The organism is Thermococcus kodakarensis KOD1, assembly GCF_000009965.1.
Lineage (GTDB): Archaea > Methanobacteriota_B > Thermococci > Thermococcales > Thermococcaceae > Thermococcus > Thermococcus kodakarensis.
In genome coordinates this window covers 1543899-1565464 of record NC_006624.1, presented here as the reverse complement: position 1 = coordinate 1565464, position 21566 = coordinate 1543899, and the positions used below count along the sequence as shown (strand labels likewise).

The following is a 21566-nucleotide window of genomic DNA, read 5'->3' as shown; positions in this document are numbered from 1 at the left end:
CTTTGAATGTTTTGGGAGATGTTGCATATTTTACATGAACTTCCATGCTTATAAATGTTTTCAAAATTACATTTATGGCATTTTATATATTATCGATATCCCGGCTTAGATAGCCTTTATGGCGTCAGAATTGGGGCCAAACAGCGGCATATTTAACACTCCAAAAAGGTTATAAAATCATGAAATTATATAAAACCCGAGGCTCTGGAGTGTGGGGTGTCGGTTATGGTGTTTGAGGAGTTCAACAATTTTGACGAAGCTTTCTCTGCTCTGCTGAGCAAACTCGACTTCAAGATCAACGAGCCCTTTAATGACGTGAAAAAAGTCCTCTGCATAGAGCCGCATCCGGACGACTGTGCCATCGGACTCGGCGGCACGATAAAGAAGCTCACCGATTCGGGAATAGATGTCGTCTATCTCCTCCTCACAGACGGCTCAATGGGAACAACCGATGGAGAAGTCTCCGGGCACGAGCTGGCCCTTAGGAGACTTGAGGAAGAGAAGAGAAGCGCCGAGATCCTTGGAGTTAAGAAGATACATGCCCTTGACTTTGGCGACACGGAGCTTCCCTACACGCGGGAGGTCAGAAAGGAGATAGTTACCGTGATAAGAAAGGAAAGGCCCGGGATCGTTTTGATGCCAGACCCGTGGCTTCCCTACGAGGGCCACCCTGATCACAGGCATGCAGGTTTTCTCGGAATTGAAGCTGTCAGCTTCGCGGGCCTTCCGAACTTCAACCGCTCCGACTTAATCGCGGGTCTTGACCCCCACAGCATACAGGCCGTTGGCTTCTACTACACCCACAAACCCAACTACTTCGTTGATATAAGTGATGTCATGGAGGTTAAGCTCAGGGCCGTTAGGACACACGAGAGCCAGTTCCCGGAGGATGTGTGGGAGCTTTGGGAGCCCTACTTGAGAACGATAGCTTTGTACTATGGAAAAATGAGTGGACACAGGTATGCAGAAGGAATAAGGTTCGTTCCTGGCATCTTCCTGCACATATGTCCGTTCGCGCACGTTATCTGATGTTTCTGGCGGCCTTCGGTCCTAAGACAGGCTGGAGGCCACTATCCTCTCCACCTCTCTTAGGAAGTGGTCGAGCTCCATAACGTCCAGTCCAAACTCGGTCAACGCCCTGTACCTCTCTGGATCCGCCGTCACTAACAGCATCCTGTGCTTTATGGCAAACGTCCCTGTGAGGATGTCGTCAACGTCCAGCCTTAGGCCCTTTTTGAGGAGCTTTGCCTCGATCTTTGCCCCGTGGAGTACTATCTCCTCCGTGAGGGGGAGGATTGTGTATATTTCGTTGAGGATTCTGAACTCGTCCTCAACGTTGCGGTTTATGTAGGCTTTGGAGACTAAGTACTTGTAAACTGAGATTATCGGAACGAAGACGTTGAACTTTGCCAGCGTGACCTCCAAAAGCCGCCTCCTGCTAGCTGTATGCATTTTTATCAGTGCCGTCGCATCGAAGAGTATGCTGTCGGGCAGGGTCATTTCTTATCCCTCTCCTTGATGACCCTCAGGAGTACATCTGCCTCGTCGTCTTCAACTATGATCTTCTCGACCTTTTTGTCGAGCTCAACTAGATGCCAGGTCTCTATGAGCCTTTGGAGAACCTCGTCGTAGGACTTGGCGTCGAGCTTGTCCTTCAGGAGCTTTATCTTCTTCCAGGTGTTCTCGTCAACGGCGATGGTCTTCAAGGTAATCCCTCCCGCACTATCTTTTTGTATGTTTCCACGCTTCTGGGGCGGGGTATTCTCTGCTTGCTTATTGGATCAACCTCATAGAGGCCGAACTTGATTTTAAAACCCATTGCCCACTCGTAGTTGTCGGTCAGGGCCCAGTGGAAGTATCCCCTCACATCGGCCCCAGCCTGAATTGCTTCGAACATCTTCTCCACATGCTCCTTTATATATCTCGGCCTTAGGAGATCTCTCGAATCGGCTATGCCGTTCTCCGTTATGTATATCGGCTTCCTGTATTCGTTTCCTATCATTATCGAATCGTACATTCCTTGCGGGAAGCACTCCCAGCCAAAGTCGCTCGTGGGGTTGTTGTCCTTCGAGACGCTGTTAGGCTCCGAGGAGTAACCGTACCCTTCGGTCCCCACGAAGTTTATTATCGGGAGCTCCTCGTATTTGGGTTCCGTGTACCTAATGACCTCCCTGGTGTAGTAGTTGTTGCCGATCCAGTCGTTTCTCTTCAAGTGATCGATTTTGACATAGTTCCCATCGAAATCAAGATCAACCTTCCCTTCGTTGACTCCATCGAGGAATATCCTGTTGTGGAAGAGATCGTAGTTCTCCGTTGCCTTAACGTCCTTAGGGTCGTTGGGGTCGCGGGGGTAAGCGGGGATTATGTTGAGTATTATTCCGACGGGCTTGTCTGAGAAGGTTTTAACTGCCTCGTAGGCCCTTGCGTGTCCAACGAGCTGGTTGATGATAACTGCTTTAGCTGCCTTCGGGTTAAGTATCCCCGGCGGCCATCCGACGTAGGGAGCGAGGTAGCCAAGCTCAACCGTAACCATTGGCTCGTCGAAGGTTGCCCAGAAGTCGACTAGATCCCCAAGCTTCCAGGCAACAAAAGCGGCGAACTTGGCGAACTCAAGGATGGCCCTCTCGTCGACCCATCCCTTAGCCCTTGCTTTTTCAAAGTTTTCCCTCACATGGATTGGATCGTGGAGCCATATCGGCTGCGTCTGGTGGTTTAGGGTTACGAAAGTTGAAAAGCCGAGTTCCTTTAGGTTTTTGAGAACCTCTCTGTAGTGCTCGACTTCCTTTGCGTTCGCGATTTCCTCAAGCTCGTGGAGGGTTTCCTTTGTGATCTTCACTCTTTTTATGAGTCCGTATGAGTCCCTCTCGAAGTCCACTTCAACTCCATAAGTCGGACACGGAAAGATTCTGCTCCACTCAACCGTTATCTGATAGGCGTTCAGTCCCATATCCTTTGCAAGCTGATGGTCTATCTCATAGAGGCCGTAGTTGTTTATGCCGTCCTCGGGCAGGTGCCCGCTCACGAGGTCGTTCTTTATGTTGAGCGGATCGCGGACCCAGTGCCACCAGTCCGTCCGAGTGTCTATAAACCTCCTCAATGGATCTCCCATCTCAAACTGAAACGCCGACTGGACAACGCCCCATGCAAACTCCCTCATACTTCCACCTGAATGGTTATAATCATGGCATCTTTTATAATTTTCGTAACCGCAATATGTAGGATCTGACAGCTCTTGGTATTTCTGGACGGATCAGTATTGCAATGCTCATAGTGGGCGTCCCTCCACTTCTTGGCGCTTTGTCCACATAATTGCTAAGATGCCCAAAAATAGATAAGTTTATATAGATGTCCAAAAATATAAAATTGACCAACCTTATAAGTGGTGGTGTCCATGAAGAAAGCTACCGCGGTTGCCCTTGTGGCGATTTTCATTCTCGGCCTCTTCGAGGCTGGGTACGGTCTGGCCGCAGAGAGCCTGCCGAGGAACGAGACCCTCTACACTGCCAACAGTGCACCCCCAACGAACGCCAACCCCTTCACTGGAGGTTCGGTTCTTGGAATAGACGGCCTCGTCTTCGAGCCACTTTTCATGTTCAACTTCATGACGGGCGAGCTCAAGCCGTGGCTTGCCGAAAGCGGCAAGTGGGTTGGCGACAACGTCTTTGAGGTTAAACTTAGGTCGGGTCTGAAGTGGCAGGACGGCGAACCCCTAACTGCTGAAGACGTCAAGTTCTCCTATGAATACTATGAGAAGATCGGCCTTAGGAACTGGGGCGACCTTGGCCTCAAGGAGATAAAGGTCGTTGATGACAGGACGGTTCAGTTCATCTTCGACGGAACCCCTAACTACCAGCTCTGGCAGCTTCAGATGTTCTTCGGCTGGGGACAGGGTGCACTCATAGTCCCGAAGCACGTTTTCGAGAACATTAACCCCGAGGACATACCCAAGATGACCTTCACCGGCGATGAGATGAAGTACCTCGTCGGTTCTGGTGCCTACAAGCTCAAGGAGGTAGTCGGCCAGGAGAAGGCCATCCTCGAGAGGAACGACGACTGGTGGGGTGTTAAGGTATTTGGAAAGCCCGGACCGAAGTACATCGTCCAGCTCTACGTCACCGACAACAACCAGGCAGCGAACATGTTCATCAAGGGTGACCTCGACGTCGGTACATACTACATCGACATAGTCTCGGCCAAGCAGAAGAACCCCAAGCTCGTGAGCTGGCTCGACAAGTACCCCTACTTCCCGCCCGTTGCCCCCGTTCTCCTGTACTTCAACACCAAGCACGCTCCGCTCGACAACCCGAAGGTTAGAAGGGCAATAGCGATGGCCATCAACCCATATCAGATCGTCAACCAGGGTCCGATAAGCGACCTTCCGAAGGAGGTTCCCTTCGGCCCCGGTCTCCTCAAGAAATGGGGCGATAAGGTTGGTATCGACGGTCTCATCAGTCAGTACGGATGGAAGTACGGTGATGTTGCCGGGGCGATAAAGCTCCTCGATGAGGCTGGTGTCAAGGACACCGACGGCGATGGAATAAGGGAGTACAACGGCAAGCCGCTCAAGCTCAAATTTGTCACCTGTGCAGGTTGTAACGACTGGCTCCAGGCGGGTGAGATAATAGCCAACCAGCTCAAGGCCGTGGGGATTGAAGTCGAGATAGAGAAGGGAGACTGGACTAACTTCTTCGTTAAGAGCCTCCAGAACGGTGACTTCGACCTTGCGCTCCACTGGTCAGGCACCTTCCAGCCGAGCGCCTACGCCGTGTTCAACATGCTCCTCTCAAAGGACGGCGGTGCAAACTACGGAAAGTACGAGAACCCACAGGTCGATCAGATTCTAGCGGAGTTCGGAAAGACCGTGGATGAGAACAAGGAGGCCCAGTACATAAAGCAGCTCTGCCAGATATGGCTCCAGGACGTTCCTGCGGTTCCCGTTTACATGGCAACGCTCTTCTACGAGGCCAACACCGAGTACTGGATCAACTGGCCGAACGAGAAGAACCCCTACGGCGTTCCGATCTTCTGGACTAACTACGGCACATGGGGTACCGCCCTTGCGCTCCTCGGCGTCAAGCCCGCCAATGCTCAGGAGGTTTCGACAACTACAACCACGACCAGTGAGACAACCACCAGCAAAACCCCAACATCCGAAAAGACCAACACCGGTTCGGGCTCCACCACATCCTCAAGCAACGGCGGCGGCATCTGCGGCCCAGCGGTCGTGGTGGGACTGGCCGTGATTCCGTTGCTGCTGAGGAGACGCCGCTGAGTCTTTCCTCATTTTTATTGTCTCTCGACCGATGGAGGGGAGTTGCATGGCCTCTGGTGGATTCAGAAAGTACCTCATGCGCAAAACCTTCGTGTACCTGATAACCTTCCTGTTCGCGGTCACGCTTAACTGGTTGCTCCCAAGGTTAATGCCCGGCAACCCGATAGAGGGCATGATGGCCCAGGCGGGCACAGGGGGCAGTGTTAACGATGCTCTGGTGCGGTTCTATGAGAGGCTTTACGGGCTCGATCAGCCTCTCTGGAAGCAGTTCCTAAACTTCTGGTCGAGCCTCTTCCACGGGGATCTGGGCTATAGCATACTCTACCGTGCCCCAGTCGCGGATATAATAAAGCACGCCCTCCCCTATGATATTGTAATCCTCCTGCCCGCGATCGTTTTGAGCTGGCTGGTCGGAAACTGGCTTGGTGCGCTTGCGGGTAAAAATAAGATGTATGACAGGTACGCCATGCCCGTTTTCTATTTCCTCGCGAGCATGCCCTACTTCTGGTTTGCCATGCTGCTGGTGTACGTTGTGGGGGTTGAGCTTGGATGGCTTCCCTACCAGGGGGCCTACGATCCAAGCCTCGTACCCTCGATTTCCCTGAGCTTTGTTGGCGACTTTCTGAAGCACTGGATACTGCCGTTCCTCAGCCTCTTCACGGTCATGATCGGAAGCTGGGCCATAGGAATGAGGAACATGATAATCTACGAGCTTGAGGCCGACTACGTCCGCTATCTTGAGGCCCTCGGCGGCAGTGAGAGACTCCTAACTAAGCACGCATACAGGAACGCAATACTCCCCCAGGTGACAGGACTGGCCCTCCAGCTGGGCCTCATGGTTGCTGGAGCTATAGCGACAGAGATAGTCTTCAACTACCCTGGGATAGGCGTTCTCATAATGAACGCGGCCCTGAGCCAGGACTACTTCCTCCTCCAAGGGGCGTTTCTAATGGTGGTCATAGCGGTTCTCCTGGCTAACTTTCTGATAGACATAATCTACGCCTTCATAGATCCGCGCGTCAGGGCCAGCTACACGGAGGGTTGAAAATGGCGAGAAGGGGCAGGCTTGACACGGTTAAAATAGCGTTCAGGAACAAGAAGTTCGTGTTCGGCTTCAGCGTGTTGATGTTCTTCATCGTTTTCTCGCTGATCGGGGGTCTGTTCACGCCCTTCAGCGGCGACGGTCTGTACTACGAAAGGGTACCGAACACGAGCATCAAAGTGGCAACGTACTCCACCAAGGTCCTCCCGCCCATGAGCAACGAGACGCTGATCACCTACCTCGGCAACAGGGTAGAAGTCACTCACCTCCTAGGTACGGATGCCCTTGGGAAGGACGTTTACGCCCAGCTGGTCACGGGCCTTAGAACGAGCCTCTGGGTGGCCTTCCTGGCGGCTATAATAGGAACGATCCTTGGGATAACCATCGGGTTCATAGCGGGATACAAGGGTGGCTGGGTCGATGAGACGCTCATGATGTTCACCAACATAATGCTCGTTATACCCTCTATAGTCCTGCTCGTCCTAATCGCCGCCTACCTCTCCGCCAGAAGTCCAGAGGTCCAGGCCTTGATAATAGGAATAACGGGATGGCCGTGGGTTGCCAGGGCCGTTAGGGCGCAGACCCTCTCGCTCAAGGAGAGGGAGTTCGTCAGCCTCGCGAAGCTGAGCGCCCAGGGTGATCTCAGGATAATCTTCGGCGAGATAATGCCCAACATGGTATCCTACGTCTTCATGGCCGGGATACTGCAGTTCAGCGGTGCCATACTGGCCAGTGCGACCCTCGACTTCATCGGCCTCGGACCGACGACAACGGTATCCCTCGGAACGATACTCCAGAAGGCGATAGCCTACAACGCCCTCCAGTTCGGGCAGTGGTGGTGGTTCATACCGCCGGGGCTCATCATAACCTTGATCATAACGGCGCTGTTCTTCATCAACCTCGGTATGGAGGAAGTGTTCAATCCGAGGCTCAGGAGGGGTGGCGAATGACGGCAATTCTTGACGTTAGGAACCTTAAAGTCTACTACAGGACTCCAATGGGCTTCGTCAAGGCCGTTGATGGGGTTTCCTTTGACGTTAGGAAGGGTGAGGTTTTCGGAATAGCAGGAGAGAGTGGGTGCGGCAAATCCACCCTCGTTCACTCCCTTATCCTCAGAAAACCCCCCATGATCCATATGGGAGGAGAGGCGATCTTCAAGGGAAGAGACCTCATGAAGCTGAGCAAGGAAGAAGAACGTAAAATAAAGTACACTGAGCTCTCGATAATTCCCCAGTATGCCATGAACGCTCTGAATCCAACTAAGAAGATCAAGGACATAGTCTGGGATTTGGCGAGGGAACACGGGGCAGAGGACAGGGAGGAGGTCGAGAAACTCCTCAGGGAGAGGCTTAGGATGGTCAAACTCAGTGATAAGGTTGCGGACATGTACCCAGTGGAGCTGTCCGGTGGAATGAGGCAAAGGGCAACTATGGTAGTCTCAACCCTCATGAATCCCGACTTGCTCATCGCCGACGAGATTACTTCAGCGCTTGACGTTACAACTCAGAGGGTCGTTCTCGAACTCCTCCACTACTTCATGAAGGAGGGCATCGTCAAGTCCATCATCTTCGTCACCCACGACCTGGCACTGCTGGATAAGATAGCGGACAGGGTGATGGTCCTCTACGCCGGTAAGGTTGCAGAGATCGGGCCTACAGAGGAAATAATAGACTCTCCAGCACATCCATACACCTCCCTTCTCATTGAGTCCTTGCCTAAGATAGGCGTGCACTACAAGCGGGCAAAGCTGAAGGGCATTCCAGGTACGCCAATCAGCCTCCTCAACCCGCCAAAGGGTTGCCGCTTCTATCCAAGGTGCCCCTACGCCATGGAGGTCTGCCAAAGGGTCGAACCGGGGGTATTCAGTGTTGGTGATGACCACATAGTGGCCTGCCATCTCTATGGAGGTGAGAAAAATGAGTGAGCCTCTCGTCAGGGTTGAACACTTAACTCGGGTGTTTACATCGGGATTCATCAGTGGTTTTCAGATCAAGGCCGTTGACGATGTTAGCTTCAACATCCGGGAGGGTGAAATAATATCCCTCGTGGGGGAAAGCGGCAGCGGAAAAACCACGATCGGAAGAATAATACTTCGCCTCCTTCCTCCGACATCTGGAAGGATTCTGTTCAAAGGAGAGGACATCATGAAATTTAACAAGAAACAGCTTAAGTCCTACTACAAGCAGGTACAAGCTGTATTCCAAGATCCCTTTGCAAGTTTCAACCCGGTCTATCCAGTTGACAGAGCCTTTGACATGATTTTTGACTCGTTCTTTCCGGACCTAAGTCACGGGGAGAGGGAGGAGCTGATCGCAAAGGCTCTGGAGGACGTTGGTCTCAACCCCGATGAGGTTCTCGGCAAATATCCCCACCAGTTCAGCGGCGGTCAGCTCCAACGCATTTTAATAGCCCGCGCCCTTCTAGTCGAGCCTTCCCTTCTGGTCGCGGATGAAGCCGTTTCAATGCTCGACGCGAGCACGAGAATAGACGTTCTGAACCTCCTGGGGGATGTCAGGGACAGACTTGGGACTTCGGTTCTTTTCGTTACTCATGATTTGGCCCTCGGTTACTACATTAGCGATACGACCCTGATAATGTATAGGGGGCGTTTAGTGGAGTTTGGGGACACTGAGAGGGTCTTCAAGAATCCGCTTCACCCGTACACCAGAATGCTTCTGGAAAGCGTTCCCGACCTCAACGTAAAATGGGAATTCAAGGGTGAAATTCGGCCTGAGGCGGAGGAAAGGAGCGTTTACGAGATAGGGGGATGTAACTACGCTCCCCGCTGCCCTTTTGCAACCGAGAAGTGCTGGAAAGTTAGGCCCCAGGTCGTTGAAGTTGAGAAGAACCACTGGGTTGCCTGCCACCTTCACGGGGGTGAGTGAATGCACGCAACGCTTAGAGAAATTAAGAGAACTCCCGAGGGGATAAAAACAGCCCAGAGGGCCTTTGAGGAGTTCGTAACCAATAGCGACTTCCTGTTACCGAGAGAAGTGGTCTACACTGGTTGTGGCAGTTCCCACTTCCTGTCGCAGCCGCTGGCCATGGCAACCACCCGCCTTGGGGGCAGGGGAGTGGCCCTCCCCTGCTCCGAACTTCTTTATTCGAGGGAGTACTACCCTGTTGGGAAGCCCGAGCTTTTGGTTTCAATATCGCGCTCAGGAGAGACGACCGAGGCCGTAAAGGCCCTTGAATCCTTGGACGTTCCGAAATTTGCCCTGACAGCCTACGAGAGCACGCTGTCGAGGAAAGCGGACTACGCCCTCATAGTCCCCACCCACGAGGAGAGCGTCGTCATGACCCACTCTTTTACGGCCTTCTACTTCGCCTTCCTCCAGCTTCTCAACGCCTCCTTCGGCCTGGAAACCTACGATGCTGAAATGACTTCAGAACTGACGAGGGAAGCCCTAAAGAACGAGGGCTATATACGGGAGATAACTGGGGAGTTTGACTTCAGGAACGTCATATTCCTCGGATCGGGTATCCTTTACCCAATAGCCCTCGAAGCGATGCTTAAGATGAAGGAGATGGCACTCTTCTGGAGCGAGGCTTACCAGACCTTCGAGGTCAGGCACGGCTTCAAGTCGGTTGCCGACGAGGGAACCCTAGTTGTCCTTCTGGTTAACGAACCCTTCGACTGGCACGAGAAGCTTACGAAGGAATTCCAGGGGCAGGGAGCTAGGGTTCTGACGATAGGCAACGGAGATACTGGAGCGGACTACTTCATCGATCTTCCCAAAGTCGATGAACTGCTCACTCCAATCCTCCATCTTCCGATTATTCAGCTTCTCTCATACTATAAAGCCATCAAGAGGGGCCTGAACCCTGATCAGCCCCGCTTTCTCAGTAAGGTCGTAAAGTGGTGATGGGAATGGGAAAGGTTGAGTTTAGCGGCAAAAGGTACGTCATCGACGGTGAACCCGTTACGATAGCTGGGGGCACACTCCAGTTCTTCAGGGTCCCCGCCGATGCGTGGAAAGACAGGCTCCTCAAGATGAGGGAAGCGGGCCTCAACACGGTTGATACCTACGTAGCCTGGAACTGGCACGAACCTGAGAAGGGAAGCTTTGATTTCAAGGGTGAAACTCACCCACAGAGAAATCTAGTCGGGTTCCTGGAACTGGCAGACGAGCTTGGTTTTTACGTTATAATCCGCCCGGGCCCCTATATCTGCGGCGAGTGGCGGAACGGCGGCATTCCAGACTGGCTGATAGACGAACATCCGGAGATACTGGCCAAGGGGCCGAACGGGCCGCTTCCTAGGGACATCTACTACCCGCCGATAACGTATCTCCACCCTACTTATCTGGAGGCCGTGGGGGAGTGGTACAACGCCGTCTTTCCAGTGATCAGGAAGTACCTATACACTAACGGGGGGCCAATAATAAGCGTCTCAATCGATGATGAGCCATCATATTGGGAAACAATCTTCCAGCCTTTCCTTACAGACTACAACGAGATAATAACAAAGCCAGGGGGACTGTGGGAGAAGTGGCTTGAGCAGAACTACACCCTTGAAGACCTCAGGAGGCGCTACAAGGGTGATTTCAAGGACTACTCCGAGATAAAGGTTCCGACGAGTTTCTCCGAGCCCCTACCAAAGCTTATTGACTGGCACCACTTCAAGCTCTGGATGATCAACGAGTACGTCCGCTGGATATACGAGAGGATGGCGAGGGAGTTCGACGTCCCCATCAGCATTCTCGACCCCTACCTTCTCCAAGTCGCCTGGAGGCACTTCTTCACCTACATGAGGGAGCACAACCTCAAAATTCATGTCTGGACAGAGTTCTGGTACTCCTTCTACCGCTCCTCCGACTTTAAGGAGGACAAGCTCGGCCACATCTACTATAAGACGGGAATCTACCGCTACCACGTCAGGAAAGCTGGAACGCCACCGCTAAGCATCGAGACCCAGAGCTCGCTGGCGCACACCATAGACCCGACTGAGGCCGAGCTCCTGTACTCAATACTGCCCCCTCTGGGCATACCGAACATCAACTACTACCTCTTCGTTGGCGGGGAAAATCCAGAGGGATATGAATCACACAACGGGATAACCTGGGACGTTTACTCACCGGTTGGCCTTGATGGATCCGAGAGGCCTCACTTCGGGGTCATAAAGGCTCTCTCAGAGACCATGACCTCCGCCGAGGGACTCGCCGATGCCGAGCTTAGGCCAAAAGTTGCGGTCGGTCTCTACGAGCCCTACGAAGCTTTGAATCTCTGGGGCTATGAGGGCCTTGAGGAGAGCACAGACCTGAACGAGTACCTCCTTGGAGAGAGGGGCCTTTTCACGCTTTTGGCCATGAGCAATACTCCCTTCGATGCCGTTGACCTCGAAGATGTCACTCTCGACGAGCTCCTGAGCTACGATCAGCTCTGGGTCTACAGCCTCGACTTCATGTCCAGGGAAGTTCAGGACAAGCTCGTCGAGTTCGTCGCGAGGGGTGGAAACCTCGTTATACTCCCGATGCTCCCGCGCTACGACGAGAATCTGGAGCCCTACAGCTCTCTTAAAGACTTCCTCGGCGTTGAAGTTGAGAGGGAGAAAGCCAGGAGGAACCCGCGCCTCATCCAGTTCCTCAGCGTTTCAGCGGAGGGAATAGACAGAATGCTCGTCAGGAACACGGTGCGCGGTGTGAGGGGCGGAGAACCCATAGCTTTCCTGGGGGAGAAGCCCGTCGGGGCGTTCGTCAGGAAGGGCGGGGGGAGCGCCGTAGTCCTCGGCTTCAGGCTCCAGTACTACACGAGCCACCACGACCTCCACAGAAAGTTCGTCTGGAAGCTCAAGGAGCTCCAGGGGGTAAGGGAGGACTTCGAGGTCACGAACCCGGACATGATAGTCCTTCCCATGGAGGGTAAGGGCTACGCCTACCTTGCGGTTACAAACCCGCGGGGGCACCCTATAAAGGGCAGGATAAGCTACAGGGGGCTGGAAGTCCCAGTCCTCCTCGATGGCATTGAATTGAAGAGGAGGGGCACCCTCTACCTGCCGTTCGGCGTTAGAAAAGGGGACGTGGAGGTTGCCTACGCCACGGCCACTTTGGTCATGTGGGAAGGTGATGTGCTGACGTTCAGGAACCATCTTTCAGGCCACAGTGAAATTGCCCTGAAGGGGGTTGAATCCGTCAAGGTCAGTGGGGGCAAAATAGTTGACGGAAGCGATGGAGAAGTACTTAGGATAGTGATAGAGCACCCTGGAGAGTACTTTGAGGTTGAGCTTCTTTAACCATCTCTGTTCTGCTCTTCTAACTTTTTTGGCCTTCTTTTGGAATCTCCCTGAACTCCCTTCTCAATATTGCCATTTGGGATGGTTCCAGTGCCTTTGGATCTGCAACCACGATGAGGGTTGCACCTTTCAGCAGGAGGTTGTCCTTCAGGGTGGTCAGAAACTTTATCACGCTGTTGAAACCGTTTTCCAGAATCAGGTATTCGAGCCCATCCACTATGACGACCGTGTCCCTATCGGCGCTTTCAACGAGCTTGTGGAGTATCGCAGGAAGGCGGAGGGGGTCTATGGTGTTTTCACCGGGCACCTTGCTGAGCCAGAGGTAAGGAACACCCATTTTCTTGAAGGGGTCTGGATTTCTGGAGAGTGCGATGGCCTTCTTGCCCCTTATAAGCTCGGGGACTGCTGGGATGTTTGGGTCTGTGATAATGTGTGCCCCATTTGGCAGATTTGAGTCTCCGCTTAGAGCCTTTGACGGGGTAACGTTAACCCTTACCTTTCGCATGTAGTCAATCAGGTAGTAACTCCCGAGAACGAGGGCGAAGGAGATTATTATGTCGTCGAGGATCTTAGTGAAGGGTGTTGGGTACATGTCGTTCATAACATCGGCAAGAAAGCCGAGCCAGAAAATCACCGTGACGTATGTGCCCCTTCTCAGGAGGTTTGGGGGCAGAGCCGTCTCAAAAATCCGGTGATATTTGTACAGTATGAAAAGGGCTAACGTAACGATGGCTAGCTTGAATATCTCAATGTCGAGTTTTAGTGTGAATTCCACCATGCTCTCACGATACTAATTATGACACATTGTCTTAAAAAATTTTCCTTCCTCTCCATTAAAGCCACTAGGAGTCCACAAGATTTATATGTTTCGTGCATGCATGCACTTATAGGTGGTGCCCTTGGGAAAGACGATAACCATAGCGGACGACGTCTACTACGAGCTGGTAAAGATGAAGGGAAAGAAGAGCTTCTCGGAACTTCTAAGGGAGCTGATCGGCAAAAAAAAGAAGGGAAACCTGGATGTGCTCATGATCGCCTTTGGAACGAGAACACCTGAAGAGGTTGAGGAGCTTAAAAAAGAGCTCAAGGAGGTCGAAGAATGGATGGACTCCTGGACACCAGCGTCGTTATAGAGCTCTTCGGGGGAAACAGAAAAGTCATAGAGGGTCTTTCCCCAGGTGAAACTTACGCGCTCCCCGCTATAGTCCTCTTTGAACTCTACTGTGGAAGCTTGAAGGAGAGGGAAGAGTTAATGCTTGAAATGATACCGAAAGTCGAATTCAACGAAGAGGCCGCAAAGATCGCGGGTGCAATCTTCAGAGATCTGACGAAGAAAGGTCAGCGGCCGCCATTTAAAGACTTACTCATCGCCGCAACTGCAATAGCCCACAATTCAGTCCTTTTCACCTGCGATAAGGGCTTCGAGCGCTTTAAGGAGTACGGACTGAAGGTGAAAATTTTGGAAAAATGAACTTCCGTGCTCTTTTGTTGCTTTTTTGCTTTGCTTTTTTCGTTTGATCGGCTTGAATTTTAATTATTACAAGTTGGTTATAACAAAAAACGTTAGTTGGTTCAACTAATAACTGCAAAAATAGAAAAATTTATATAGCATCATACATCATTATTAGTGACCACTCGGTTAGATGATGCTCTATGAAGTTGAAGAACAGGAGCCTGGGAATACTGCTGATGTTTTTGATTTTGGGGATGACATTACTTAACACGGAAAGCTACGTTTTCGGTGACCCTGCCCTTGAAGTGGCCAAAAGTTCTACTAAAGTTCTACCGCAGGTTTCCAGAAACGTGGCGTTGTATCTAGCAAAAAACGAGCTTAACAGCTTTCCCTTTATGGACTTCAAAGGGGCAGAAATCGGGAAGAAGCTGGTTCTGTTTTACTTCCCCGATGGGAGACCCGCCTACTATGAGGTTCCCCTCCTCAAGGATGGAAAAGTTGTTGGCGTCATGTTCATACCTGCGTTAAAAACAATGCCTCCCGGATGGATGCAGGTGTTCGAGGCCAGGAAGCTTGTCAGCCAGCAACTGGACAAAATTGCGGAAACAATAGGAATTAAGCACTATCGCTACGTTGTTCTTGGGGCGGCAATGTTTGGAATTCAGACCGAGGATGGCACGGTCGTTGATTTGGCCGGTAGGGAGTACAGGATCGATCCGAGTGCATCATTCAGATTCTCAATAGAATCCAAGAAAAACGAGGTGCTCTGGGTCAAGTTGGAAAAGGATGCCCTCAAAAGTTCCCCAAGAAAGATCATTGAAGGGGTGCCAACTTGGACATCCACTGACACTGGAAACGCCAACATTGGATACCCTAACAACGTGGGTCCTGCGCCAGATCCGTGGGGTGACTGGGATGGCTGTTCCCCAATAGCGGCATCAATGGTGGTTGCATATTATGACTCCCAATTTAGAAGCGCCTATATGAGGGAAGCAATAATTGATATTCTTCACTTTACAATGGGAACAGACAGTAGTGGTAGAACAGAGGCAAACGGCATAACGAAGGGAATTGAGGACTTTTACTGGGAGGTCATGAAACTCTATAACGACGGACATCTTAGTGTTCATCCAACCTACAGCTACGATGCCACGAATCGTGAATACTCTTCGGACTATCAACTGTTCTTAGCGATTAAAGGAGAAGTTGATAAGAACCATCCGGGTCTTTTGAATGTTCACTGGAGACTTAGAAATGGCAGTATTGTTGGACACTCAATGACCTTTGTTGGGTACGATTCAAGCGTCCCAGCAATATACGTACACACAACATGGAAGGATCTACCTGCGGGATGGATAAAGGTCGGCAACTGGGTGGACGCAATGATAACAACTGTAAAACCCATAAAGATGTGCTGGAATGGAATATGCCCCTACGTGGCAGTAACTTCTGGAGGGTGATTTAAATTGAAGAGGGGGTTTGTTTTCGGTGCTGCGGTTTTTCTTTTCTCTTTGCTCTTTTTTGTGCATATTCTTCCAGAAAGGAATCCCGATTGTAAGCTCTCGGTAAGCAACTTCTCCACCGATTGCCTCTCCTCAATCCCTTACTCTTCCAATTGGCCCACGACGGCAGTACGGATTTCTGGAGGGGGATTCGTTTTTTTCTCCGAGGGATACGTGTATGAAACCGAGGACAGTGAGATAATCCCACCGTTTCTCAACGGTGAGAAAAGCAGCTGGACCAGAAAACTGGGTATCACACCACAATGCTCCGTATGGGGAGGGGAAGTGAAGATGATCCTGCCCGGAGATACTGCCCGTTTGAGGCATTATTTCCAGTATGAACGCGGAAGCTGTTCAGGTGAGAACTCCAAACTTGAGAAGGTAGAGATGGGCAGTACCAGTTCATCCAGTGGAGAGGTTAAGATTGCCTACTATTTCATTCCCCTCGTCAAGGGACGATGGGCCTTCTGGCCAGAACCCCTTTTTGGTGGAGAGACTGAACCCCGCTTAATTGAGGCCGGTTGTTCGTGTTCCATTGAGGACATCATTGAGAAAATTAACGAAAATATAAGACTGCTTAACTTTACCGTCGTTGAAGATTTGGGGAAATGGCAAAACGGCCCCATAAAGGTGGTGTTTTCGAAGCTTTACACCAAAAACGGCGAGTACATATACGTTGAATGCGGAAAAATAGATGACCTTGGACTGGCCAGAATACTGGTAGTAGCTGGAGCGAAGAACGTTGTAGCGCCCTACGCGAATCCTGCTGCTAAAAAAGGATAGGGAGAGGTTAAACCTTCTCAATCCCTATCTTCGCCTGCACCTCTGGCCACTCGACGACGTAGCCCTTGGCCTCCTCGAAGCGAACCTCCACAGCCCTCGTTTCGCGCATTATGTAGTCGAGGTTCTCCTGGAGGAGCTCGCGGTTCTCGTCGGTCGTCTCGATTGTTACAACTATTCTGTCGTTCACGTCGAGGTCGAGCCTCTTGCGCATCTCCTGTATCCTTCTCACGAACTCCCTCGCCAGTCCCTCAGCCAGGAGCTCCCTGGTGAGGGTCTTGTCCACGAAGACCCTTCCTCCATCGAACTCCTCAGCAACGAAGAAGTCCGGGAGCTTCTCCTCGATGGTTACGTGCTCCCTCGTGATGTGGAAGGTCTTGCCCTCTATTTCGACGTCCATCTCGCCCTTCTCGTATAGCTCCCTGCCGTGCTCGCTTATCCAGGCTATTACCTTCTTGGCGTCGCCCTTGAACTCGGGCCCAACCTTCGCGAAGTTCGGCTTTATGATAAGCTCGCGCTCGACCTTTCCAACGACGACTTCTTTGGCGTTGAGCTGATCCCTGAGTATCCTGTTGATCCTCTCGACGGCCTTCTTAACTGTCTCGTCCTCGGTCTCGATGATTATCCTTCTGACAGGGTAGCGGAGCTTTATCCTGGCCTTCTGTCTGGCGCTTGAGCCTGCCTCGACTATCTTCCTGGCGTACTCCATCTCTTTTTCAAGCTCCTCGTCAATGGCCTTCTCGTCCGCCTCCGGCCAGTCGAGCATGTGGACGCTCTCCACACCGACGAAGGGCCTTATGAGGTTCTGGTATATCTCCTCGGCTATGTATGGCGTGAACGGCGCCATGAGCCTTAGAAGGACGTCAAAGACCTTCCAGACGGTGTAGTAGGCCGCCAGCTTGTCCGGGTCGTCGCCCTCAACCCACATTCTCTTCCTGATGAGCCTTATGTACCACCTGCTCAGGTCTTCGACAACGAAGTTGTAGATGCCCCTTGTAGCTCTTGTCAGCCTGAAGGTCTCTATTCCGTCGGTGACCTCTCCGATGAGGCTGTTGACCCTGCTGAGTATCCACCTGTCCTCCTCCCTGAAGGGAAGTTCCTCTGGATTGACCTTGGTTGGGTTGAAGTTATCTAGGCTCATGTAGGTGGCTGAAAGCACGTAGACGTTCCAGAGGATGTTGAGCATCCTCTTGACCTGCTCAAGGCCCTTCCAGCTGAAGCGGAGGTTCTCCCACGGGTTCGTTGCCCAGAGCATATAGAACCTGAACGGGTCCCTTCCTTCCTTCTGGACAACCTCTTCCGGCCTTATGATGTTGCCGAGGCTCTTGCTCATCTTGTCGCCCTTCTCATCGAGGACGTAGCCGTGCATTGCAACGGCCCTGTACGGGACGGTGTCGAAGGCTATGACTGAAGCCGCCTGCTGGGAGTAGAACCACTTGGTAACTTGATCTTCGCCCTCAACTATGAAGTCCGCCGGCCAGAGCTTCTCGAATAGCTCCTTGTTCCTTGGATAATCCAGGGAAGCCCAGCTCGCTATTCCGCTGTCGAACCAGACATCAACGACGTCTTTAACGCGCTTCATCTCCTTGCCGTTCACCTTTATGATGAAGGCATCAACGTAGGGCCTGTGAAGGTCTTCTGGGCCGAGCTTCTCCTCTATTATCTTCAGCTTCTCCTCATAGCCCTCCGGGAGATCTATCCTCTCGCCGTTGACCTCTATCGCGACAGCGAGCTTAACGAGCTCCTCAAAGCTTCCAACGACGTAGTATTCTCCGTCCTCGCTCTCCCATATCGGGAGCGGGATTCCCCAGTACCTCTGCCTGCTTATGACCCAGTCGCCGGAGTTCATGACGCCGTTGTCGTACCTAACTTTCACCCACTCAGGGTACCAGGTCACCTTCTCGTCGTTCTCCTTGATTATCTGGTCCTTGACCTTACTGACCTTGAGGAACCACTGGTCGGTGGCGCGGAATATGAGCGGGGTCTTACAGCGCCAGCAGTGCGGGTACTTGTGCTCTATCTCTCCAGCCTTCACAAGGTAGCCCTTCTCCTTGAGGTACTCGATTATCTCAGGGTCGGCGTCCTTTACATAGACGCCCTTCCACTTGCCCTCGGTGTACCTTCCGGCGTCGTCAACCGGACTGTAGACTGGCAAACCGTAGCGCTGGCCGACCTCGAAGTCCTCCTCACCGTGGCCGGGGGCGGTGTGAACCAGTCCAGTACCGTCCTCAAGCGTGACGTGCTCGCCGAGGATTACGCGGTGCGCCCACTCGTACTTCTCGCGGAACTCCTTCTGAGCTGGGTACTCTTCAAGGAGGACATGGGTGTAGCGTATCCCCTCAAGCTCCTCGCCCTTGAACGTCTCAACAATTTCACCCTTGACGCCTACCTCGCTGAGAACCCTCTCCACGAGGGCTTTTGCCATTATCCAGTACTCCTCGCCGTTCTCGGTCTCGACCTTAACCTTCGCGTACTCGTACTCCGGGTGGGCGGCAACGGCGAGGTTGGCCGGCAGTGTCCAGGGCGTTGTCGTCCAGATGAGGAGGTACTCTTTCTCCTTCCACTCAATCGGGAACTTGACGTAGATGCTCGGGTCCTTCCTCATCTTGTACTCGCCGCGGACCTCGTGCTCAGCAAGGGCCGTCTGACACCTCGGACACCAGTGGAGGACGCGCTTGTCCTTTTCGAGAAGGCCCTTCTCCCAGGCCCTCTTGAGCGTGAACCATCCCGACTCGATGTACTCGTTCTTTATCGTCATGTACGGGTTGTCCCAGTCCATCCAGACGCCGAGCTGTTTGAACTGCTCCGTCATGATCTTGAGGTTGTTGAGGGCGAACTCCTTGCACTTCTTTATGAAGTTGTCAACGCCTATCTTGGTCTCTATCTCGCGCTTGTTCTTCAGCTTGAGGGCCTGCTCGACCTTGACCTCTATGGGAAGGCCGTGCATGTCGAAACCGGGCTGTCTCCTGACGTTGTAGCCCTGCATGCTCCTGAAGCGGATTATCATGTCCTTGATTATCTTGTTCCAGGCCGTACCGAGGTGGATTGCACCGCTGACGTACGGCGGCCCGTCGAGGAAGTAGTACTTCGGGCCGTTCTCCCTGAGCTTTTTCACCTTCTCGTAGGTGTTGTTCTCCTTCCAGAAGGCCTCTATCTTCTCCTCAAGCTGACCTGGGTTGTACTCCCTAAACTCTGGCTCCCTGATCATGGAAAATCCCTCCAGAAATGATAGTCAATGCTAACCCAGAAGAGGGTCTCAAGCCTCGAAACGGGCGAAGCGGAGGATAAAACACTCCCCCCTCATGGGTATCGGGCAAAGTTGGGAAGTCTGCTTATAAGGTTTTTGGATGGTTCTCGGGCAATCCCTTTAAGCCCTCTTGGTTTTCTTTGGGGGTGGTGGTAGAATGAAAGTGGCCGTCGGCTCAACAAACCCAGCCAAAGTTGAGGCCGTTAGAGAGGTTTTCCTGGGGATTTATGGAGACGTTGAGGTAGTCCCCATCGAGGTGGACAGCGGAGTTCCTGACCAGCCTGTCGGGCTAGAGGAGACTGTTAAGGGAGCCATCAACAGGGCCAAACAGGCCATTGAGAAAACTGATGCAGACTTTGGAGTGGGCATCGAGGCCGGCCTTTACCGGGTTCCGGAAACGATTACCGGCTACATGGACGTCCAGTTCTGTGCTGTTGTTGACCGGGAGGGCAGAATAACCCTCGGCCACGGGCCGGGCTTTGAGTACCCTCCAGGAGTAATCAGGCGGGTGTTTGAGGAAGGTGTTGAGGTCGGAATTGCGATGGGTGAGCTGGTTAACGACCCCGAGCTGAAGAGAAAAATCGGTGCGATAGGCGTTCTGACCCATGGAATGCTCGTGAGAAAAGAATTGAACAAGCTGGCTGTCCTAATGGCCCTGGTTCCGAGGCTGAACCCTGAATGGTACGGACTGTGAAGGTGTGCCCTCCCCGACCGCCCCCCGGTCACCGCTCCCGGGGGTGTGAGAGGGGAGGGCACTGGGAGTTCAGCGTTTGAGAATTTAAGCGTTCTCCTCGATCTGCCTCTCTTCCTCGGGTTCTCCCTTCCTCCTGCTCTCGTTCTTGATGACCTGTATGACGTAGTCTATGAACTTCCTGACTTCCTCGAGGTCTTCCTCAGGTATGTCTGCTATCTTCTTGTTCTTGGTCTTGTAGGTCAGGAGCTTGAGGAGCGCGAGCCTTCCGAGGGCCGTCTTCGTGCTTATCTCCCCGTTCTTCCAGTCCCTCCAGATGGCGTTGGCTATGCCGTAGAACTCGGGGATGCTGTCGAGGCCTGGGTCTCCAACGTCGATGACCTCCTTGCCAAGGTACTTGTAGCGCTTTTCCTTCTCCTCCTTCGTGAACTCCTTAATCCTCTCCTTAACGTACTCGTGGACCATTCGGCCTCACCTCCAGAGAAGGTTGGATTCAAAATTTATTAACCTTTCGTTAATTTTTCCTGACCTCGTTCAGAATTCCACTCATGATCAGCGCCGCACCCAGGTAGCCCCTAAGGGAGAGCGTCTCGCCCAGAGCTATGTAAGCAGCGAGCGAGCCGAACACTGGCTCGGAAGAATAGATAAGGGCCGCCCTCTGGGCCGTCGTGTACCTCTGATACTTGAGCTGGACCGTGAAGGCTATCACCGTGGCGAAGACCGCCGTGTAGATGACGCCCACCCACGGGAGCACTTCCCTCGGAAAAGCAGGCTCTTCAAAGGCCAGGGCGAAGAGCGCCGAAAAGATGAAGTTCCAGAACAGCTGCCAGAAGGTCAGGCTTAGATAATCCTTCTCGCCGAACTTGTGGACGAGGACTATCTGGAAGGCAAAGCTCACCGCGCAGAGCAGTGTGAGGAAGTCCCCGTAGTTTATGGACGTTCCCGCCCCGGATATCAGGTAGAGGCCGATGACAGCCAAGACTAGCGAAGTTAAGTCCCTTCCGGTCACTTTTTCCCCGAGCATGAAGTAGGCTATGAACGGTGTTAATACAACGTAGAGGGATGTTATGAACGCCGAGTTCGAGGCCGTCGTGTACTTGAGGCCGACTATCTGGAAGCCGTGGCCAAAAAAGAGGGTCAGGCCGAGGATGAAGCCTTCCTTAAACGTCTCACGCTTTAGGGCCCTCCTCCCGAAGATAAGAAGCATGAGGAGTGAAGCCAGACCGAAGCGGTAGGCGAGAAAGAGTATCGGCGGAAAATAGTTGAGACTAACCTTCATGGCGGGAAAGGTGAAGCCCCAGAAGACAGTGACACCGAGGAGTGCGAGTTCGGCTTTTTTCATCGGAA

The 21566-nt window shown here is 52.5% G+C and carries 20 protein-coding genes; 13 read left to right on the top strand and 7 right to left on the bottom strand.

Annotation, left to right across the window (positions count from 1 at the left end):
* Positions 1–225 precede the first annotated feature (225 nt).
* Positions 226–1029, top strand: coding sequence for a PIG-L deacetylase family protein (locus TK_RS08820; RefSeq protein WP_011250715.1), 804 nt, complete (start codon positions 226–228; stop codon positions 1027–1029).
* Between the two features lie 21 nt (positions 1030–1050).
* Here the strand turns inward: TK_RS08820 and TK_RS08815 are convergent, their stop codons facing one another.
* The 3 genes from TK_RS08815 to bgaS are packed head-to-tail and all read right to left on the bottom strand — an operon-like array spanning position 1051 to position 3157.
* A complete protein-coding gene (locus TK_RS08815) occupies positions 1051–1500 on the bottom strand; it encodes a type II toxin-antitoxin system VapC family toxin (RefSeq protein ID WP_011250714.1) in 450 nt (149 codons plus the stop codon).
* Complete coding sequence (locus TK_RS08810; RefSeq protein WP_011250713.1) at positions 1497–1706, bottom strand: hypothetical protein; 210 nt, start codon at positions 1704–1706, stop codon at positions 1497–1499. The genes TK_RS08815 and TK_RS08810 overlap by 4 nt, the downstream gene beginning before the upstream one ends.
* The gene (gene bgaS / locus TK_RS08805; protein WP_011250712.1) at positions 1703–3157 is read right to left on the bottom strand and encodes a beta-galactosidase BgaS; all 1455 of its coding nucleotides are present in this window, start codon (positions 3155–3157) and stop codon (positions 1703–1705) included. Before bgaS ends, TK_RS08810 begins: the two co-directional genes overlap by 4 nt.
* Before the next feature lie 234 nt (positions 3158–3391).
* Here bgaS and TK_RS08800 point away from each other — a divergent pair, with 234 nt between their 5' ends.
* The 7 genes from TK_RS08800 to glmA are packed head-to-tail and all read left to right on the top strand — an operon-like array spanning position 3392 to position 12546.
* Positions 3392–5272: an ABC transporter substrate-binding protein gene (locus tag TK_RS08800; RefSeq protein ID WP_011250711.1), complete on the top strand. Its 1881-nt coding sequence runs from the start codon at positions 3392–3394 to the stop codon at positions 5270–5272.
* Positions 5273–5318: 46 nt separating this feature from the next.
* The gene (locus TK_RS08795; protein ID WP_011250710.1) at positions 5319–6317 is read left to right on the top strand and encodes an ABC transporter permease; all 999 of its coding nucleotides are present in this window, start codon (positions 5319–5321) and stop codon (positions 6315–6317) included.
* A gap of 2 nt (positions 6318–6319) precedes the next feature.
* A complete protein-coding gene (locus TK_RS08790) occupies positions 6320–7264 on the top strand; it encodes an ABC transporter permease (RefSeq protein ID WP_011250709.1) in 945 nt (314 codons plus the stop codon).
* On the top strand, positions 7261–8238 hold the full coding sequence (locus TK_RS08785) for an ABC transporter ATP-binding protein (RefSeq protein WP_011250708.1): 978 nt from the start codon (positions 7261–7263) through the stop codon (positions 8236–8238). Before TK_RS08790 ends, TK_RS08785 begins: the two co-directional genes overlap by 4 nt.
* On the top strand, positions 8231–9199 hold the full coding sequence (locus TK_RS08780) for an ABC transporter ATP-binding protein (RefSeq protein ID WP_011250707.1): 969 nt from the start codon (positions 8231–8233) through the stop codon (positions 9197–9199). The genes TK_RS08785 and TK_RS08780 overlap by 8 nt, the downstream gene beginning before the upstream one ends.
* Positions 9200–10180: a glucosamine-6-phosphate deaminase gene (gene glmD, locus TK_RS08775; protein WP_011250706.1), complete on the top strand. Its 981-nt coding sequence runs from the start codon at positions 9200–9202 to the stop codon at positions 10178–10180.
* A gap of 5 nt (positions 10181–10185) precedes the next feature.
* Complete coding sequence (glmA, locus tag TK_RS08770; RefSeq protein WP_011250705.1) at positions 10186–12546, top strand: exo-beta-D-glucosaminidase; 2361 nt, start codon at positions 10186–10188, stop codon at positions 12544–12546.
* Between the two features lie 19 nt (positions 12547–12565).
* Here the strand turns inward: glmA and TK_RS08765 are convergent, their stop codons facing one another.
* The gene (locus TK_RS08765) at positions 12566–13324 is read right to left on the bottom strand and encodes a DUF835 domain-containing protein (RefSeq protein WP_011250704.1); all 759 of its coding nucleotides are present in this window, start codon (positions 13322–13324) and stop codon (positions 12566–12568) included.
* 121 nt (positions 13325–13445) lie between these two features.
* Between TK_RS08765 and TK_RS08760 the strand changes: the two genes are divergently transcribed.
* The 4 genes from TK_RS08760 to TK_RS08745 all read left to right on the top strand — a co-directional run bounded on the left by TK_RS08760 (position 13446) and on the right by TK_RS08745 (position 16284).
* Positions 13446–13679, top strand: coding sequence for an antitoxin VapB family protein (locus tag TK_RS08760; RefSeq protein ID WP_011250703.1), 234 nt, complete (start codon positions 13446–13448; stop codon positions 13677–13679).
* A complete protein-coding gene (locus tag TK_RS08755) occupies positions 13646–14017 on the top strand; it encodes a type II toxin-antitoxin system VapC family toxin (RefSeq protein ID WP_011250702.1) in 372 nt (123 codons plus the stop codon). Before TK_RS08760 ends, TK_RS08755 begins: the two co-directional genes overlap by 34 nt.
* Before the next feature lie 182 nt (positions 14018–14199).
* Positions 14200–15459 carry a hypothetical protein gene (locus TK_RS08750; protein ID WP_011250701.1) on the top strand — a complete coding sequence of 420 codons (1260 nt, stop codon included), beginning with the start codon at positions 14200–14202 and terminating at the stop codon, positions 15457–15459.
* A 6-nt stretch (positions 15460–15465) separates the two neighbouring features.
* On the top strand, positions 15466–16284 hold the full coding sequence (locus tag TK_RS08745; protein ID WP_048053748.1) for a hypothetical protein: 819 nt from the start codon (positions 15466–15468) through the stop codon (positions 16282–16284).
* Between the two features lie 7 nt (positions 16285–16291).
* Here TK_RS08745 and ileS read toward each other — a convergent pair whose 3' ends face one another.
* Entirely contained in the window at positions 16292–19489 is a 3198-nt protein-coding gene (ileS, locus tag TK_RS08740; RefSeq protein WP_011250699.1) for an isoleucine--tRNA ligase, read from the bottom strand.
* 196 nt (positions 19490–19685) lie between these two features.
* Between ileS and yjjX the strand changes: the two genes are divergently transcribed.
* Positions 19686–20222 (top strand): inosine/xanthosine triphosphatase, encoded by a 537-nt coding sequence (gene yjjX, locus TK_RS08735; protein ID WP_011250698.1) that lies wholly within the window; start codon positions 19686–19688, stop codon positions 20220–20222.
* Between the two features lie 84 nt (positions 20223–20306).
* On the opposite strand, the gene TK_RS08730 is transcribed toward yjjX, so the two are convergent.
* Together TK_RS08730 and TK_RS08725 are read right to left on the bottom strand one after the other, a co-directional pair.
* Positions 20307–20684, bottom strand: a complete 378-nt coding sequence (locus TK_RS08730) for a hypothetical protein (RefSeq protein WP_011250697.1) — start codon at positions 20682–20684, stop codon at positions 20307–20309.
* A gap of 49 nt (positions 20685–20733) precedes the next feature.
* Positions 20734–21561 (bottom strand): DMT family transporter, encoded by an 828-nt coding sequence (locus TK_RS08725; RefSeq protein ID WP_011250696.1) that lies wholly within the window; start codon positions 21559–21561, stop codon positions 20734–20736.
* Positions 21562–21566 lie beyond the last annotated feature (5 nt).

Bases quoted from the DNA above. Each gene is read 5' to 3' on its own strand.
- TK_RS08815 (WP_011250714.1), bottom strand. From the start codon at position 1,500: ATGACCCTGCCCGACAGCATACTCTTCGATGCGACGGCACTGATAAAA.
- glmA (WP_011250705.1), top strand. From the start codon at position 10,186: ATGGGAAAGGTTGAGTTTAGCGGCAAAAGGTACGTCATCGACGGTGAA.
- ileS (WP_011250699.1), bottom strand. From the start codon at position 19,489: ATGATCAGGGAGCCAGAGTTTAGGGAGTACAACCCAGGTCAGCTTGAG.
- TK_RS08785 (WP_011250708.1), top strand. From the start codon at position 7,261: ATGACGGCAATTCTTGACGTTAGGAACCTTAAAGTCTACTACAGGACT.
- TK_RS08780 (WP_011250707.1), top strand. From the start codon at position 8,231: ATGAGTGAGCCTCTCGTCAGGGTTGAACACTTAACTCGGGTGTTTACA.
- TK_RS08820 (WP_011250715.1), top strand. From the start codon at position 226: ATGGTGTTTGAGGAGTTCAACAATTTTGACGAAGCTTTCTCTGCTCTG.
- bgaS (WP_011250712.1), bottom strand. From the start codon at position 3,157: ATGAGGGAGTTTGCATGGGGCGTTGTCCAGTCGGCGTTTCAGTTTGAG.
- TK_RS08765 (WP_011250704.1), bottom strand. From the start codon at position 13,324: ATGGTGGAATTCACACTAAAACTCGACATTGAGATATTCAAGCTAGCC.
- TK_RS08730 (WP_011250697.1), bottom strand. From the start codon at position 20,684: ATGGTCCACGAGTACGTTAAGGAGAGGATTAAGGAGTTCACGAAGGAG.
- TK_RS08725 (WP_011250696.1), bottom strand. From the start codon at position 21,561: ATGAAAAAAGCCGAACTCGCACTCCTCGGTGTCACTGTCTTCTGGGGC.
- TK_RS08750 (WP_011250701.1), top strand. From the start codon at position 14,200: ATGAAGTTGAAGAACAGGAGCCTGGGAATACTGCTGATGTTTTTGATT.
- TK_RS08755 (WP_011250702.1), top strand. From the start codon at position 13,646: ATGGATGGACTCCTGGACACCAGCGTCGTTATAGAGCTCTTCGGGGGA.
- TK_RS08790 (WP_011250709.1), top strand. From the start codon at position 6,320: ATGGCGAGAAGGGGCAGGCTTGACACGGTTAAAATAGCGTTCAGGAAC.
- glmD (WP_011250706.1), top strand. From the start codon at position 9,200: ATGCACGCAACGCTTAGAGAAATTAAGAGAACTCCCGAGGGGATAAAA.
- yjjX (WP_011250698.1), top strand. From the start codon at position 19,686: ATGAAAGTGGCCGTCGGCTCAACAAACCCAGCCAAAGTTGAGGCCGTT.
- TK_RS08800 (WP_011250711.1), top strand. From the start codon at position 3,392: ATGAAGAAAGCTACCGCGGTTGCCCTTGTGGCGATTTTCATTCTCGGC.
- TK_RS08795 (WP_011250710.1), top strand. From the start codon at position 5,319: ATGGCCTCTGGTGGATTCAGAAAGTACCTCATGCGCAAAACCTTCGTG.